The following is a 16031-nucleotide window of genomic DNA, read 5'->3' as shown; positions in this document are numbered from 1 at the left end:
GCGTATTGGACAAGCCGAAGAAATCGGTCCGCCGCAAAACCAGTGGCGTGACGATCGACGAGGTGGCAGCCCTGGCCGGAGTGTCGCCGATGACGGTGTCGCGGGCGATCAACCAGGGCAAGGTGCGCGACGTCACCCGCGAGCGCGTGATGCGCGCAGTGCGTGAACTGGGCTATACGCCCAACCTCGCCGCCAGTTCGTTGGCCGCCGCGCAGCACACGCGTATTGCACTGATCTACACCGACCCCAGCGGTGCCTACCTGCGCGAACTGCTGGTCGGCCTGCTGCGGGTAGCGTCCAACGCTGCCATCCAGCTGGTCATCGACTACTGGGACGAGCCGGGCCCCGCCGCCCAGCGCAAGGCCGCGCGTGCCCTTGCCGGGCGGGTGGACGGCGTCATCCTGCCGCCGCCGCTGTGCGAATCGAAGCCCGTGGTGACCGAGCTGGTCAGGGCCGGTATCCCGGTGGTTGCGATCGCGCCAGGTCACCTTGGCAACGGCGTTTCCTGCGTGCGCATCGACGACTTCCACGCTGGCAGGGAACTGGCCGAACACCTGATCCAGCATGGTCACCGCCGCATCGGCTTCATCTGCGGGCGTACCGATCTCAGCGCGAGCGCGCGGCGCTATGACGGCTTTGTCAGCGCGCTGCACGACGCCGGGCTGGAGGTCGACCCCGCCCTGGTCGAACAGGGCGACTACACCTACCGCTCCGGGCTCGCCGCTGCTGAGAAGCTGCTGTGCCAGCCTCGGCCACCCACTGCGATCTTCGCCAGCAATGACGATATGGGCGCGGCGGCAATCTCCGTTGCCCACCGCCGTGGCCTGGAGGTACCCCGCGATCTGTCGGTGGTGGGCTTCGATGACAGCTCGGCGGCCACCACGGTCTGGCCTGAGCTCACCACCATCCATCAGCCGATCGCCTCGATGGCCGACGCGGCCATCGATATCCTGCTGCGCACCATCCGCCGCCGCACCGACGGCGAGCGGGTGCTGATCGACCACGTGGTGCCGCACCGGCTGGTGGTACGCGACTCGGTCGCGCGCCCGCCTGGTTCCCGATAGCGCAGGGCGCGGCGTCACGGTCACTCGCCCGCGCAGCCGATGGTGGTCTCTGCTTCATTCAGAGCGCCCAGTGCGACACGTGACACCGACAGTGTCATCGCCCCCGCCGTTCCGATCGACCAAGGGCGATCCAGCTTGCCGACATCCGCACCAGCGGCCACCAGGCACTTCAGCGGCACGCCCACGCGCGTCCATTGGCCCACCGGCAGCGTTGCCAGCGTCGGCGTGAGCGCAATGCGGGCCGAGCAGCCAGTGCCGCAGCCCACTGCCAACCATGCCTCGCCGCGGGGTGCAGACTCCACCCGCAGTGTGGTCAGCAGCATCAGGTCGCCGTTGCTTTCGCGCTGCAGGTCCAGCGCTGTGTGCGACTGCAGCGTGGCAACTGCCTCCGCCTTGCCCGACCATGCAAGGCGGCGACCGTCCTCCTGCGCCAGATGGTCCACGCCAGTGACCTTGAGCAGATCGCCCTCCAGGGCCTCCGGCACCTTGGTGACCGTGACGCCCTGCCCCGTGCCGTTCTGCAGGCGCAGGGCCATGCCTGAACCGGCTTCGCCGCGCGCGAAGAACACGCCGGTGGCGCCTTCGTTGCCAGTCACGCCGGAGACTTCCGGCAGGGCTGCCAGATCGCCGTTGTCGGCGTAGGACAGTCCGAAGCCGAAAGCGAACTGCGGGTCGTAACCCTGCTGCCCCACGTTGTTGGCGTACTGCGTGGCCGTGCGCGGCCAGCTGAAGCTCAACCTGCCCTTGAAATCGTGCTGCGCGCTGCCATCAGCCTTGCGCAGCAGAACGTCGGCAACGCCGGCACCTTCCGAGCCGGGCAGCCACGCTGCAACGAACGCATCCGCGGCGTTGATCTCGCGGTTGACCCACAGCGGGCGTCCGCTCAGGAACACGGCCACCACAGGGATGCCGTCGGCCTTCAGCCGTTTGATCAGGGCAAGATCCGCGTCATCGCCCGGCTTGTACGCCAGGGTCGGCAGATCGCCCTGGAACTCGGCGTACGGGCTCTCGCCGAATACCACCACGGCCACGTCCGGCTTCGTCACATATTTCCCATCGACGGCAAGCACTGCCTCGCCACCTGCGGCGGACGCCTGTTGGGCGATACCCTCGTAGATCGTGTCTGCGTTGGGGAAGTCCTTGCGCGTGGTGCCGGTTCCCTGCCAGTTCAATGTCCAGCCACCGGCCTGCTTGCCCACGTCGTTGGCACCATCACCGGCGACCAGGATGCGCTGGCGGGGGGACAACGGCAGTACACCACCCTGGTTCTTCAGCATTACCAGTGATTCGCGCACGGCCTGCCGCGCGAGGGCGCGATGTTCCGGTGCACCGATCAGGGCGAACTGCCCGCCGACCGCGCGGGCGGATGGCTTGCCGGCCTCGAACAGGCCCAGTCGCATCTTCACCCGCAGGATCCGGCGCACGGCTTCATCCAGCCGTTGCTGGCTGATGGTGCCGTTCTTCACTGCAGCCAGCGTGGTTTCGTAGAAGCCTTTCCAGCTGTCCGAGGCCATGGCCATGTCCAGGCCCGCATTGATGGTGGCCGGGCAATCGGTGGTCGTGCATCCCTTGACCTGTCCATGTCCGTTCCAGTCGCCCACCACGAACCCACCGAAGTGCATGCGGCCCTTCAACGCATCGGTCAGGTACTGCCTGTGACCATGCATTTTTTCGCCGTTGACGCTGTTGAAGGACGCCATGACGGTCTGTGCGCCTGCCGCGATCGCCGGTGGATACCCGGCCGCGTGGATGCGCACCAGGTCTGCTTCGCTGATCCGGGTGTCACCCTGGTCCTTGCCATCGGTGGTGCCGCCGTCGCCGAGGAAGTGCTTCACCGAAGCGATCACATGACGACCATCGAGGAACGCGGGCGTACCCACTTTGCCCTGCAGGCCTTCGACCATTGCACCGGCATAGCTGGCCACCACCTCGGGCGATTCGGAATAGCCCTCGTAAGTACGCCCCCAGCGGTCGTCCTGCGGTACCGCCACGGTCGGTGCGAATGCCCACTCCATGCCGGTCGCGCGGGTCTCCAGTGCGGTGACTTCGCCGATCCGGCGCAGCAGATCCGGGTTGCGGGCCGCGCCCAGGCCGATGTTGTGCGGGAACAGCGTCGCGCCGATGATGTTGCTCTGCCCGTGCACGGCATCAATGCCGAACAGCACCGGAATCGCTTTGCCACCGGCGGAGGTGTCCATCGACGCTGCGTAGAACGCATCGGCCAGCGCCAGCCATTCGGCCGGCGCGGCATCGTAACGGCCACCGGGATCGGAATTGCCGCCGGCCAGGACCGAGCCCAACCGATAGCGGCGCACGTCGTCGGGCGTGATGCTGGCGATATCGCCCTGCACCAGCTGGCCGACCTTTTCCTCCACCGTCAGGGTGGCCATCAGGTCGGTGATGCGCTTCTCCAGCGCGGGGTCCTCGGCCAACGGCCAGGCGACCTGCGGCCACGGATCCGCCGTCGCGGCCGCAGGTCCGGCAACCTTCTCATCCTTGCCGCAGGCCGTAAGTGCCAGCAGCAGCGTGGTCAGCAGCACGCCAGCATGGGCGCGGCCAACGTGTCGATGGGTCATTGCGTTCATCCTTGCATCTGCTCCAGTTCCTTGCCCTTGGTTTCGTGCACGTACCTGAGCACGAAGAACACCGAAATGACCGCTGCCACCAGGTAGATGCTGTACGTGGCTGCCAGCCCGGTGCCGGCCAGCAGGATGGGGAAGGTCACGGTAACGGCGAAGTTGGCGGTCCACTGCGCCGCACCGGCCACTGCCAGGCCCGAACCGCGGATCTGGTTGGGGAACATTTCGCCCAGCATCACCCACATCACCGGTCCCCACGAGATGTTGAAGAACACGACATAGGCATTGGCCGCCACCAGCGCCAGCGTGCCCATGCCTGCAGGCAGCTGCAGGTGCGTATCGACCAACGAGCCGCTGGCGAATGCCGCCACCAGCACCGCCAATGACACCGCCATGCCGGCCGAGCCCACCCACAACAACGGCTTGCGCCCGATGCGATCGATCAGCAGCACGGTGACGATGCACGCACCGATGCTGAGCGCACCGGACAGCACGTTGATCAGCAATGCGTCGTTCTCGGAGAAGCCGACGGCCTGCCAGAGCACGGCACCGTAGTAGAAGACCACGTTGATGCCGACCAGCTGCTGGAAGGTGGCCAGGCCGATACCCACCCAGACGATGGAGCGGATCCGGCCGGTGCTCTTGCTGCGCAGGTCAGACAGCCGCGGCCGATGGTGGTCGGTCGACAGCGAAGCGTCGATCTCGGCAAGCTTCGCCTGCGCCTCGGCACCGCCGTACAGCCGCGCAAGCACCTGCAGTGCCTCGTCCTTGCGGCGCTTCACCATCAGGTAGCGCGGGCTTTCCGGAATGGTCAGCAGCAATGCCAGGAACAGCAGCGAAGGCACGGCCTGCATCCAGAACATCCAGCGCCACGCCGCATAGCCGCCCCACAGCGCCTCGGTGGAGGCACCGGCGGTGGCCGCCAGCAGGTAGTTGGACAGGAACGCGACGGTCAGCCCGCTGATGATGGCGATCTGCTGGACCGTGGCGAGGCGGCCACGGTAGCGTGCCGGTGCCACTTCGGCGATGTAGGCCGGCGAGATCACGCTCGCGGCCCCCACCGCGAAGCCTCCCAACACCCGCGCGGCGACGAACATCACCGAGGACGATGCGGCGCCTGCGCCGATCGCCGACAGCAGGAACAGCACCGCCGAGACGATCAGCACATTGCGGCGACCGAGACGGTCGGCCAGGCGGCCGGCACTGAAGGCACCGACGGCACAGCCCAGCAGCATCGAGGCGATCTCGAACCCCTGCATCCACTCGCCGGACCTGAACGCCTGGTGCAGGCCGTCCTGGGTGCCGTTGATCACGCCGCTGTCGAACCCGAACAGGAATCCGCCAATCGTCGCCACCACGCTGATCAGTACGATCAATCGGGTGTTCTCTCCACCGCTCATTGCCTGCTGCATTGCCCTGCCCCTCCCCGGTTCGGTGTCATCGATGCGAGCCGTCGCGCTCAACGCAGCAGGTACTGGTTGATCAGGTTCTCGTAGCGCTCCTGCTTGCCGCTGATCTGCCGTGGCTCGCCGCCCTTGGCACCCAGCGCAGCCAGCTCTGCGAGGCTGAGCGCGCCGCGCGCGAAGTCATTGCCGGCACCACTGTCGAAGCTGGCGTAACGCTCTTGGCGCCACTGCTCCAGCGGCGAATCGTTCAGCAGTGCATGGGCCACTTCGAGCCCGCGGGCGAAGGCATCCATGCCGCCGACGTGGGCAATGAACAGATCTTCCAGGTCGGTCGATTCGCGGCGCACCTTGGCGTCGAAGTTCAAGCCGCCTTCCAGACCGCCCTGGCGCAGTACCACCAGCATCGCGCCCACGGTGTCGTACAGGTCGGTGGGGAACTGGTCGGTATCCCAGCCGTTCTGTGCATTGCCGCGGTTGGCGTCGATGCTGCCGAGCAGGCCGTGGTCCGAGGCGACCTGCAGATCGTGCTCGAAGGTATGGCCGGACAACGTAGCGTGGTTCGCCTCGATGTTGAGCTTGAAATCCTTGTCCAGGCCATGCTCCTTCAGGAAGCCCACCACGGTGGCGCTGTCGAAGTCGTACTGGTGCTTCATCGGTTCCATCGGCTTGGGCTCGATCAGGAAGTTGCCCTTCAGGCCGATGCTGCGGCCATGGTCGCGCGCCATGGTCAGGAACCGCGCAAGGTGGTCGACTTCGCGCTTCATCTGGGTATTGGCCAGCGCGGCATAGCCTTCGCGGCCGCCCCAGAACACGTAATGTTCGCCGCCCAGTTCAACGGTGGCCTCCAGCGCCGCCTTCACCTGCACGGCGGCACGCGCCACCACCGCAAAATCCGGGTTGGTGAACGCACCGTTCATGTAGCGCGGGTGCGAGAACAGGTTGGCCGTGCCCCACAGCAGCTTCATGCCGGTGGCATCCTGGCGCGCCTTGGCAAGGCCCACCATGTGCTTCAGGTTCTTTTCGTACTGCGTGACGTCGTCGGCGTCCGGCGCCAGGTCGATATCGTGGAAGCACCAGTACGGCACGCCCAGCTTGGTGAAGAACTCGAACGCTGCATCCACCTTCGCCTCGGCGGTTGCCATCGGCGAGCCGGTCTCCCAGGGGAAGTGACGGGTACCCGGGCCGAACGGATCATGCCCGGCGTTGCAGAAGGTGTGCCAGTAGCAGACCGCGAAGCGAAGATGCTCCTGCATGGTCTTGCCACCGATGACCTTGTCGGCGTCGTAGACCTTGAAGGCGAGCGGGTTGTCCGAGCCCCGTCCTTCGAAGGGAATGCGGCCGATGCCGGGGAAGTACTCCTTGGCGCCGATGAAGGGTTGCGTGCTCATGGTGCGTCTTCCTGTCGTTGTGCGAGGTGTCGCGGAAAGAGGAATCAGCCGCGATACAGCGGCGTGATGGCGTCGAGATGTCGAAGGAACCGGACGTAGGCCGTGGCGTAGGCTTCGCTGCGCGAGGGGTCCGGGCGCGCGGACCGCAGCGGGTCGAGCGCAACGTGCCGGTCGGTGATCGCGGCGATCGAGGTGGCGTCACCGCGCGCGTGAGCGACGGCCCACAGCGCCTGCAAGGCCGCACCGAACGCCGCGCCTTCGGGCTGGATCGGTACGTCCACCGGCAGGCCGAACACATCGGCCACCAGCTGCCGCCACTCTTCGCTGTTGCTGCCGCCGCCGGTCAGCACGATGCGGTCGAACTGCATGCCCGCGCCGACGAATGCGTCGTAGCCAAACTTCAGGGCGTAGGTGGCCCCTTCCATGGCCGCGCGGTAGATGTGCGCCGGCGTCATGTTGGTCGTATCCAGGCCCGCCAGCACCCCTTTGCCCTGCGGCAGGTCCGGCGTGCGTTCGCCGTTGAGGAACGGCAGCATCACCAGCCCGTCGGCGCCGGGCGGCGTGGCGTGCAGGTGGCCGTCGCCATCGCGGCTGCTGAAACCGAAGGCATCGGCAACCTGCCCGGTCACCACGGTGCAGTTCATCGTGCAGATCAGTGGCAGCCAGCCGCCGGTCGACGAGCAGAACGCGGCCCACGCGCCGTTGGGATCGACCACGGGGGTATCCGAGAACGCAAACAGCGTGCCTGACGTGCCCAGGCTCATCGCCAGGCGACCAGGCACGACGCAGCCGGTGCCGATGGCCGCCATCATGTTGTCGCCACCGCCGACGGCCACCTTCACGGTGGGCGGAAGTCCCAATGCCACGGCGGCCTCAGGCGCAATGTCGAACACCTCATCGGGTGCAGCGATGCGCGGCAGGCAGCCGGCAAGATCGCGCTGCGGATCGGTCGCGTGCAGCAGCTCGTCCGACCAGGTGCGGGTGCGCACGTCCAGCCAGCCGGTGCCGGACGCGTCGCCGTACTCGCAGAAGCGTTGGCCGGTCAACACGAAATTGAGGTAATCGTGCGGCAACAGGATGGTGGCCAGCCGGGCGTAGGCGTCGGGCCGGTGCATCTTCGTCCACGGCAGCTTGGAGGCGGTGTAACCGGCAAGCACCGGGTTGCCGGCAAGTTCGATGGTGCGTGCGGCACCGCCAACCGCGTCCATGATCTGCACGCATTCGGCCGCGGTGCTGGTGTCGCACCACAGCTTGGCCGGTGCCAGGACCTTCCCTGCTGCATCGATCGGTACGAAGCCATGCTGCTGCCCGGAGACCGCAAGCGCGGCAATGCGCGAGCGCAGCGCCGGATCGATTGCGGCAAAGCAGCCCTGCAGCGCGGCGACCCAGTCGTCTGGGCGCTGTTCCCGGCTGCCATCGGCGGCGCTGGTCAGTTCCAGTGGCGCGCTGGCGCTGGCAACGAGGCTGCGTGCATCAGGATCGTAGACGACCACCTTCAGGCTCTGCGTACCGGCGTCGATTCCTGCAACCAATTCCATTTACTGCACCCCGTAATGATGTGAAGGTAGCGCTACCAATTCTGTGCAACAGCACACACTGCGGCTACGCCACGGCCCGCCCCGTTTGCCAGGCTCCCGGCGCAGCCCTGCAGTAGCGTTCGATGAAGTCCGCCTGCGACGGCATCTTCGCCACCGCTTCCTGCAGCGGCTGCCGGAGTCGATGCAACAGCGTTCGCAGGTCCGCGTCGCTGATCGCGCGCGCAAGCGGATGCGGCGGTCCCGGCAGGATGCCCTGGCCCATCAGGACGCTGGTCCAGGAGTCGACCCGGAACAGCTCGCCGGGGTCCTGCCAGGCATGGGCCCGTTCGCGCCATGCGCGCAGGCGGACCTGCAGTGACTCGGGAAGCGCCATCTCGCGGCACGCCTTCCACATCGGCTCGTCGCGCTGGTTGGCGTGGTAGTGCAGGATGATGAAATCGCGTACATGCTCCATCTCCTGGCGGCTGACGTCGTTGTACAGCGCCACCAGCGAAGGGGTGATGCCCTCGGACGGGAACAGCTGGATCAGGCGCACGACGGCGCTGATGGTCAGGTGGATGCTGGTCGATTCCAGCGGCTCGATGAAGCCACTGGCCAGCCCCAGTGCCACCACGTTGCGGTTCCAGGCCTGCAACCGGCGTCCGCTGCGGAACGGTACCAGCCAGGGATCGCGCAGGGGCCGTCCGTCGACATCACGGAGCAGCTTGGCCTGCGCCTCGTCATCGGACATGTGGCGGCTGGAGAACACCAGGCCGCAGCCGACCCGGTGCTGCAATGCGATATGCCAGCGCCATCCGGCCTCGTGCGCGATGGCGCGGGTGTAGGGCACCGGCGGCGTAGCCGCGTCGGTCTGCACGGCAACGGCACGATCGCTGGGCAGCCATTCGTTCCAGTCTTCATAGCCGGTATGCAGTGTCTGCTCGGTCAACAGGCCACGGAAGCCGGTGCAGTCGATGAACAGATCGCCTTCGATGACCTGGCCGTCCTCCAGCAGCAGCGATGCAACCGAACCGTCATCGGCATGCTGGCGGACTTCGCGGATCTTGCCTTCCACCCGCCGCAGCCCGTTGGCTTCGGCCTTGCCGCGCAGGAAGCGGGCGTAGAGCCCGGCGTCGAAATGGTAGGCGTAGTTGACCTGGGGCTGGGTCTGCAGCGAAAACCGGTCGGCTTGGGAAGCGACGCTTTCCAGGCAGAAGTCGCCCAGTTCCGAAGGCATGCCGCGACGCAGGCTGTCCAGCCAGAAATGATGGAACGGCGTGGCCCACGTGCCCTGCCCGATCGTGCCGAAGGGATGGATGAAACGCTCACCCGGGCGACGCCAGTTTTCGAACGAGATCGAGAGCTTGAACGTGCCGGCGACCGCACGCATGAACTCCTGCTCATCGATCTGCAGGAAGCGGTGGAACGTGCGGATGGGCGGCACGGTGGATTCGCCCACACCCACGGTACCGATCTGCTCGGACTCTACCAGGGTGATGTCCAGCTGCTGGCGGAACTGGTGCGCCAGCGCGCAGCCGGCCAGCCAGCCGGCAGTGCCGCCACCGGCGATCACCACTCTCCGGATCCGCCCTTGTGTAGTGTCCGCAGCGTTCAATGCGATGCTCCCCATCAGCGGTTGAGTCGACCCAGCAGCTGCGCGCGCATGCGCCGCGCCTGCGTCTCGTCGAACGGTGCCAGCTCCCCCCGGGCGGCTTCGGGCAGGTGTTGCCCTGCCCGCTCGCCGGGACCAAACACGTAGTAATCGAAGATCCTTGCCCAGGCCTGTTTCTCGCGTGCCGGTAGATCACGCAGGGCCCACATCGCATGCTGCAGCGCCGGCAGGGGCGAGCCCAGGAAGGCCGGCGCGCTGCGCCACCAGTAATTCACCAGCACGTTGAACGGTTCCAGGCTGCGCACGTGGTGCCACCACAGGCCCGGGATGAAGATGGCATCCCCGGGTTCAAGCGTGGCGGTCTGCGCGCTTGCCATGGCATCACGGAAGCGCGGATGGCGGTCGACGTCCGGGCGTTCGAAGTCCACCGTGCTGACCACCTGTCCTCCCGGGGTCGGCTCCATCGGCCCCGGGTAGAGGTTGTCGATCTGCTCCGGCGGAAACAGGGTGAAGCGGCGCCGGCCCACCGCACAGCACGCCAGGTTGTCGGGGACGTCGTAATGGCAGGAGGCCGTTACCCGGTTGCCGATCCAGATGCTGGCCGAGGCATCGATGCCCTGCCCCGACAGGCCGGCATCGTTGTGCTGCGCGAACCCCGGCAGCGCCCGTGCGATCAGCAGCGAAGCGACGTAGTAGGTGGGCGGGTTCGCCGAATCCAGATGATCGCCAATTGCGTCCAGCACCTCCGTCAGCACGCCACGCCGGACCTCGAAGTTCAAGCGGGTGAAGTCGGCGTTGTAGAACGGGCGCCCTTCGATCTCGGGGCCGCCGAAGGAATAGGGAACCGGCACGCCTGCGTCAAAGCCGCGAAGGTAGGCCATCGCCTCCTGCAGGGAACGTGCACCGGCCTGCACCAGCCCCCATCCGTTCGCGATGCCGCGCAGCACCACCGGTTCGCCGGCAGCCACCAGCGACTCCAGCGGCAGCGCCGTGGCATCGAGCCCTTCCAGGGTACGCATCGGGAGGCCGTCCAGCACCGGTCAGTTCCTGCCTGCCGCAGCAGCGGCATCATGCGCCCGCAGTCGCCGCTGCTTCTCGGCGATGAGGCGGCGCATGTTGTGCAGTGACGCCAGCATCAGATAGGCGCCTTCCAGATAGCCGGCGCGGTTGAGCGCGGCCAGCGCGGCACCGTCCAGCTGCGCCAGCCGATCACGGTCGATCGCGTGCAGGCCGTTGACACCGACCCGATGCTCCGGATCGATCCGCACGTCCAGCGTGACCGGTTGGATCAGCCCGTTCGCATCGAGGGCGGCGAACATCTCCGCGGCAAACGCATGGCCATCGTGAATGCCGCGCAGCACGCCGGCGACGTGTTCGAGATAAGGCGAGTTCCCTCCTTGCGGCAGGAACACCGGCTCCCCCTGCATCGCGCTCACGCGCGGATGGTCCAGATCCACATGCAGCACGGCCTCCCGGGTGAGCGCGCCATCAACGTGGTTCTCCTGGAAGCCGATCAGGAATGGCCCCTTGGCGGCCGCACCGGGCAGGTACGCCGCATTCCAGCGGCCGCCCTGCAGGAACAGGTTCTCGTGCTGCTCGAAGCCCAGCAGAGCCACCGACTGCCAGCCACCGGTGTCGGCATCCCTGCGCAGGAAGATCGGGTACTCCCGCTGCAGCTCTGCAAACTCACTCGGGTACGCTGGCACCATGCCGACCGCATCGCCGAACTCCGGCCCGAAGCCGGTGGCAACGCGAAGATCGCGGTGGGCAACGTTGTTGAGCATTTCGTAACGCGGCATGGACGTGTCCCGTTCGGTCAGATGCCTTCAACCGGTGCAGCTGCCGTGGCAGCTGCACCCCCTACGGTTCAGAACTTGTAGCGCACGCCGAGCATATACCGCGGACTCTGGTCGGCCAGCTTGACGATCATCTGCGAGGTGCGCGAGCGCCAGCGGACATCCTCACCGGTCAGGTTGATCGCCTCCAGGCCGAACGACCAGTGATCATCCAGGGTGTAGTTCACGCTGAGATCCCACTGCTCATACGCCTCCACATAGTACGGATTGCGGCTGGCACCCTGGTTGGCCAGGATCAGGTACTGGTCGCGCCAGTTCCAGGCAAGGCGTACCGACCAGCCGTATTTCTCATACATCAGCACGGCATTGGCGGTGTCGCTCAGGCCGGTGAGTGAGAACTGGTCGATGCCCGGATCGCCGGCATTGTTGAAGCCCACATCACCGTCGACCAGGGTGTAGTTGGCCAGAATGCCAAAGCCGGTATCGCCGAAGAAGTACTGTCCACCCAGCTCCCAGCCGTGCAGCTTGGCCTTGTTCTGGTTGATGGGACGGTTGACGTTGAACTGGTAGAGCGGATCGGCAGCGGTGCCGTAAAGATCGTAGGCTGCCTCGGTGGCCAGCACCTGGGCGTCGGTGCCGTTGTAGGCGGCCAGCCCGGCCGGATTGTTGCGCAGCAGGGCCAGGGCGGTGAACAGCGAGGTGTCATTGGCCGAGCACGCCGCCGCGTTGGCAGCGCCCACCTGGGTGACGCAGGCACCGCTGTTGAGGAATGCCAGGGCCGCCTGCGCGTCCGGACCGGAGGTAGGATCGCGCAGGCCGTACAGATTTTCCTGGACAATGGTGTTGCCAACGAAGTTGTCGACCGATTTGTTCCAGTAGGTCAGCGACAGGTAGCTCGCGTCGGCGAAGTACCACTCCAGTGCCAGGTCCAGGTTGTCCGATTCCAACGGTTTCAGCTGCGGGTTCTGTGCAGTGCCGCTGGCCCGCGAGGACGGGTCGATCAGGACCGAGCCGAACGGCTGCTGGGCCGTCGGGCCGGCATACAGGTTGCCGATCGGCGCGCGTGCGATGCTCTTGCCGAACGAGACACGTCCCTTCAGGTCCTCGCGAAGATCGATGCTGAAATCGAGGTTGGGCAGGATGTAGCTGTAGTTGCTCTTCTCGGTGAACGGCTGCTGCTCGTCGGACAACACCACACGGAAGTCGTTGTTGGACTGCCACTCGATCGCTTCCGGGATGGCGATGTTCGAGGTGGAGACAACGTCGGTCGTTTCATAGCGCACACCCAGTCGGGTATTGGTACGCATCCCGCCCAGCTCGCCATCCAGCTCAACCTGGAAGTAGGCCGACTTCGTCTTCTCTTCCACCAGGTTGTCGGCGGCGCGCTTGGGGCTCACGCCGAGGCCCACGCCATACTCGTTTGCCGCCCACTGCGCGAGGCGGCCGGCGTCGCCGCGCCATGCGGTCCAGCTGCTGGCACTGTAATCATCAAACAGACCGACGATGTTGACCGGCTGCATCAGGTCCATCAGCCCGCCGGCCGTGTCACGGTTGACGTTGGCTACGCCCCAGTCACCCAGTGTCGAATAGGCCTCTTCGGCCTGGATGCGATGGGTGGTGGACTTGCTGCTGTCCACGCCGAACTGGAAGCGACCGCTGTCGAAGATCCACTCGCCATCCACGCGGCCCTGCTTGATCTCGCTGATCTGGGTCTGCGAGTTGACGCGCAGCACCTGGCTGCCGATCTCGCCCGGCACGAAGCCCGGGTTGACCACGCCGTTGGTATTGGCGGCTGCATCGGCGTTGGACGGGAACCAGACCTGGGTGCCGATCGGCAGGCCGTTGTTGAAGTTCAGCTCCTGCACCCATGAGCCGCCGCAATGCGGGCCGGTGGTGCAGTTGTTGGTGCCGGCGATGCTCATGAAGATGGAGCCACCGCCAGTGAGCGGGTCGTTCGGGCGGCTTTCGTTCTTCGAATTGTGCGCATCGAAGGTCAGCTTGAAGCGGTCGGTCACGTTCCATGCCGCATTGAAGCCCAGCGACCCCAGCTTGTACTTCTGCATGCTGCGCTGCTGCTCAAGGCCGAAGTCCTTGGTGCCGGCGATCTCGCGGATGTAGGTTGGGGTCGCTACCGCGCCACTGGTGTCGAATTCGACGTCGGTGTAATTGCTGTTCTGCAGCCACATGCCCTGCTCGCCACGATTCTCGGTGATCTCGTTGGTCGAATAGGTGTAGTCCAGGGTCAGGGTCACCGCATCGGTCGGCGCGAACTGCAGCACCGCCTGGCCGTTGATGCGCTCACGTTCGAACTCGGAGAACGCATAGCGCAGGTCATTGGGCCGGGCGTACAGCGCGCCCACCGCCGGTGCATTGACTACCCTCGGGTTGCCCGGCATGGTGCCGGTCCACGGCTGCACATTCCAGTAGTTCTCGGTGGCCTGCACCGAGCCGCCTTTGCGCTTCTGGTAGCTGGCGCTCACGCCCACGCCGAAGGTCTTTTCCGGATTGGTGTAGCTGAAGATGCCGGACAGCTCCGGTGTCAGGTCGTCACCGAATGGCTGGCTGCGGTCGGAGACAGCTTTCGCGCCGGCACTGGCGACGATGCCCTCATGGTCGAACGGCCGCGAGGTAAGGATGTTGATGGTGGCACCGATACCACCGCTGGGGACATTGGCCTGGCTGGTCTTGTAGACCTCGATGCCGTTGATGGCTTCGGCAGCCAGCTGGGCGAAGTTGAAGGCGCGGGTACCGCCGTCGACACCACCGATGGCGACCTGCCCGGACGCACCGAATGCATCGGCGCCGGGCATCTGGCGCCCATTGAGCGTCACCATGTTGAACTGAGGGCCGAAGCCACGCGCCGTCACCTGTGCACCTTCACCATCACGTCGTTCGATCGAGATGCCGGTGATGCGCTGCAGGGACTCTGCCAGGTTGGTGTCGGGGAACTTGCCGATGTCCTCCGCACTGATCACATCCACCACGCCGGCCGAGTCGCGCTTGATGTCCATCGCCTGGCTGAGGCTGTTGCGGATGCCGGTGACCTGCACGGTATCCAGCTGTTTCGGACTGGGCGGGTTCTGCTGCTGGGCGACAGGCGCGGCGGGTGACGTCTCCTGCGCGAATGCGGGATTGATGACCAGGACCCCACCGACAAAGGTGAACATGGCCCTGGAGGTGAACTTCGCCAGCGTCCGGCTCATCGACGAGCCCTCCGGCCTGGGGTACGACGGAACGAAAAAGCGCTCATGACTCTCCCCTCTGACATACGATCGAATGGATGTACCGCCCCTCCTGGGGGCACGCACGGGCGATGCCCGTCTTCCACACCGAACATCGCAGTGCGCTTTGCACCCACTGCGACTCACACTCGCTTTCAGACCTGCCGGAACAGCCGCGCGGTAAAGGGGGGGGGCATCCGCTGGCCTTACACCGGCCCAGTGGTAGCGCTACCATCGCGTCAGGGCGCAGACTACTCACCCGCAATCGCGCTTGTCATCATGCAGCGCAGCAAAGGGAATCGACACTTGAAGAACGGCCACAAAGCGGTCCGCCGGAAAGCGAGCGCCATCACCATCGATGACGTCGCTGCGCATGCAGGCGTTTCCGCCATGACGGTGTCGCGCGTCATCAACGGCCATGCCGGGGTACGCGAGGGAAACCGCGAACGCGTCCTGCGCAGCGTGCACGCGCTGGACTACCGGCCCAACCTCGCCGCATCCGCACTGGCCGCCGCGCAGCGCACGTGCATCGCCTTGATCTACACCAATCCCAGCTCCAGCTACCTGCGCGAACTGCTGGTCGGCGCACTGCGCGGGTCCACGCGGTCGGCGGCACAGCTGGTGATCGCTGCATGGGATGAACTGGGCGCCCAGGCACGTCGCGAGGCGGCACGGCAACTTTCCACCACCGTGGCAGGGGTAATTCTTCCGCCGCCCCTGTGTGAGTCAAAGGACATCGTCGATGTATTCGTCAATGCCGGCATTCCCGCGGTCTCCATCGCGTCCAGCCGCTTCAGCGACAGGATTTCCTGCGTGCGCATCGACGACCGCCAGGCCAGCCATGACATGGTGGCGCATCTGGTCTCCCGTGGGCATACCCGCATCGGTTACATCAAGGGCGATCCGAACCAGACAGCCAGTGCGCATCGCTGGCAGGGCTACCGGGATGCCCTGGCCGAAGCTGGCATCGTCTACGACGACGCGCTCGTCCAACCGGGCTACTTCACCTACCGGTCTGGACTGGAGGCTGCCGAGCAGCTGCTGACGCTGCAGCCGCCACCCAGCGCGATCTTCGCCAGCAACGATGACATGGCATCGGCGGTCGTTTCCGTGGCGCATCGTCGCGGCCTGCAGGTACCGGGCGATCTTTCGGTGGTCGGGTTCGATGACACATCCGCTTCGACGATGGTGTGGCCGGAGCTGACCACGATCCATCAGCCGGTAGCGGAGATGGCCGACAACGCGATGGACATCCTGTTGCGGGCGATCCGTCACTCCGCCTCGCCGGGACGCGCGACGGTCAATCACGTACTCGCGCACCGGTTGATCACACGCGCTTCGGTATCGACACCGCAGCGGCCCTCTGCACTGCGGGCATCGCCGTTTGCAACGCGGCACTCCGCTGACGCCGATGGGCGCGGCGGCTGAAGCACCGCCCCGGGCCCGGT

10 protein-coding genes are annotated in these 16031 nt (G+C 66.0%); 2 read left to right on the top strand and 8 right to left on the bottom strand.

Annotated features, from left to right (window positions below; genetic code table 11):
• The first annotated feature begins 5 nt into the window (after nucleotides 1-5).
• The gene (locus ACFX4F_RS03070) at nucleotides 6-1064 is read left to right on the top strand and encodes a LacI family DNA-binding transcriptional regulator (protein ID WP_265951399.1); all 1059 of its coding nucleotides are present in this window, start codon (nucleotides 6-8) and stop codon (nucleotides 1062-1064) included.
• A gap of 20 nt (nucleotides 1065-1084) precedes the next feature.
• Here the strand turns inward: ACFX4F_RS03070 and ACFX4F_RS03065 are convergent, their stop codons facing one another.
• The 8 genes from ACFX4F_RS03065 to ACFX4F_RS03030 form a co-directional block, all read right to left on the bottom strand.
• Nucleotides 1085-3640: a glycoside hydrolase family 3 N-terminal domain-containing protein gene (locus ACFX4F_RS03065; RefSeq protein WP_380652151.1), complete on the bottom strand. Its 2556-nt coding sequence runs from the start codon at nucleotides 3638-3640 to the stop codon at nucleotides 1085-1087.
• Nucleotides 3641-3645: 5 nt separating this feature from the next.
• Nucleotides 3646-5055 carry a sugar porter family MFS transporter gene (locus ACFX4F_RS03060; RefSeq protein WP_099818469.1) on the bottom strand — a complete coding sequence of 470 codons (1410 nt, stop codon included), beginning with the start codon at nucleotides 5053-5055 and terminating at the stop codon, nucleotides 3646-3648.
• 47 nt (nucleotides 5056-5102) lie between these two features.
• Nucleotides 5103-6437 carry a xylose isomerase gene (gene xylA, locus ACFX4F_RS03055; protein ID WP_380652147.1) on the bottom strand — a complete coding sequence of 445 codons (1335 nt, stop codon included), beginning with the start codon at nucleotides 6435-6437 and terminating at the stop codon, nucleotides 5103-5105.
• A gap of 44 nt (nucleotides 6438-6481) precedes the next feature.
• Nucleotides 6482-7975: a xylulokinase gene (xylB, locus tag ACFX4F_RS03050; RefSeq protein WP_380652144.1), complete on the bottom strand. Its 1494-nt coding sequence runs from the start codon at nucleotides 7973-7975 to the stop codon at nucleotides 6482-6484.
• A 64-nt stretch (nucleotides 7976-8039) separates the two neighbouring features.
• Nucleotides 8040-9584, bottom strand: coding sequence for a tryptophan halogenase family protein (locus ACFX4F_RS03045; RefSeq protein WP_380652141.1), 1545 nt, complete (start codon nucleotides 9582-9584; stop codon nucleotides 8040-8042).
• Entirely contained in the window at nucleotides 9584-10603 is a 1020-nt protein-coding gene (locus ACFX4F_RS03040) for a cupin-like domain-containing protein (protein WP_380652138.1), read from the bottom strand. The genes ACFX4F_RS03045 and ACFX4F_RS03040 overlap by 1 nt, the downstream gene beginning before the upstream one ends.
• 3 nt (nucleotides 10604-10606) lie before the next feature.
• A complete protein-coding gene (locus tag ACFX4F_RS03035; protein ID WP_099818473.1) occupies nucleotides 10607-11365 on the bottom strand; it encodes a SapC family protein in 759 nt (252 codons plus the stop codon).
• A gap of 68 nt (nucleotides 11366-11433) precedes the next feature.
• On the bottom strand, nucleotides 11434-14565 hold the full coding sequence (locus ACFX4F_RS03030) for a TonB-dependent receptor (RefSeq protein WP_099818474.1): 3132 nt from the start codon (nucleotides 14563-14565) through the stop codon (nucleotides 11434-11436).
• Nucleotides 14566-14973: 408 nt separating this feature from the next.
• Here ACFX4F_RS03030 and ACFX4F_RS03025 point away from each other — a divergent pair, with 408 nt between their 5' ends.
• Nucleotides 14974-16011 (top strand): LacI family DNA-binding transcriptional regulator, encoded by a 1038-nt coding sequence (locus ACFX4F_RS03025; protein ID WP_380652134.1) that lies wholly within the window; start codon nucleotides 14974-14976, stop codon nucleotides 16009-16011.
• The last annotated feature ends 20 nt before the right edge of the window (nucleotides 16012-16031 follow it).

The sequence above is a fragment of the Stenotrophomonas sp. YIM B13575 genome (assembly GCF_042787595.1).
In the GTDB taxonomy this organism is placed as follows: Bacteria; Pseudomonadota; Gammaproteobacteria; order Xanthomonadales; family Xanthomonadaceae; genus Stenotrophomonas; species Stenotrophomonas lactitubi_B.
This window is presented reverse-complemented; position numbering and strand designations above follow the sequence as displayed.

Coding starts and splice junctions, on each gene's coding strand:
- ACFX4F_RS03065 (WP_380652151.1), bottom strand. CDS start 3,640: ATGACCCATCGACACGTTGGCCGCGCCCATGCTGGCGTGCTGCTGACC.
- ACFX4F_RS03060 (WP_099818469.1), bottom strand. CDS start 5,055: ATGCAGCAGGCAATGAGCGGTGGAGAGAACACCCGATTGATCGTACTG.
- xylA (WP_380652147.1), bottom strand. CDS start 6,437: ATGAGCACGCAACCCTTCATCGGCGCCAAGGAGTACTTCCCCGGCATC.
- xylB (WP_380652144.1), bottom strand. CDS start 7,975: ATGGAATTGGTTGCAGGAATCGACGCCGGTACGCAGAGCCTGAAGGTG.
- ACFX4F_RS03045 (WP_380652141.1), bottom strand. CDS start 9,584: ATGGGGAGCATCGCATTGAACGCTGCGGACACTACACAAGGGCGGATC.
- ACFX4F_RS03035 (WP_099818473.1), bottom strand. CDS start 11,365: ATGCCGCGTTACGAAATGCTCAACAACGTTGCCCACCGCGATCTTCGC.
- ACFX4F_RS03030 (WP_099818474.1), bottom strand. CDS start 14,565: ATGAGCCGGACGCTGGCGAAGTTCACCTCCAGGGCCATGTTCACCTTT.
- ACFX4F_RS03025 (WP_380652134.1), top strand. CDS start 14,974: ATGACGGTGTCGCGCGTCATCAACGGCCATGCCGGGGTACGCGAGGGA.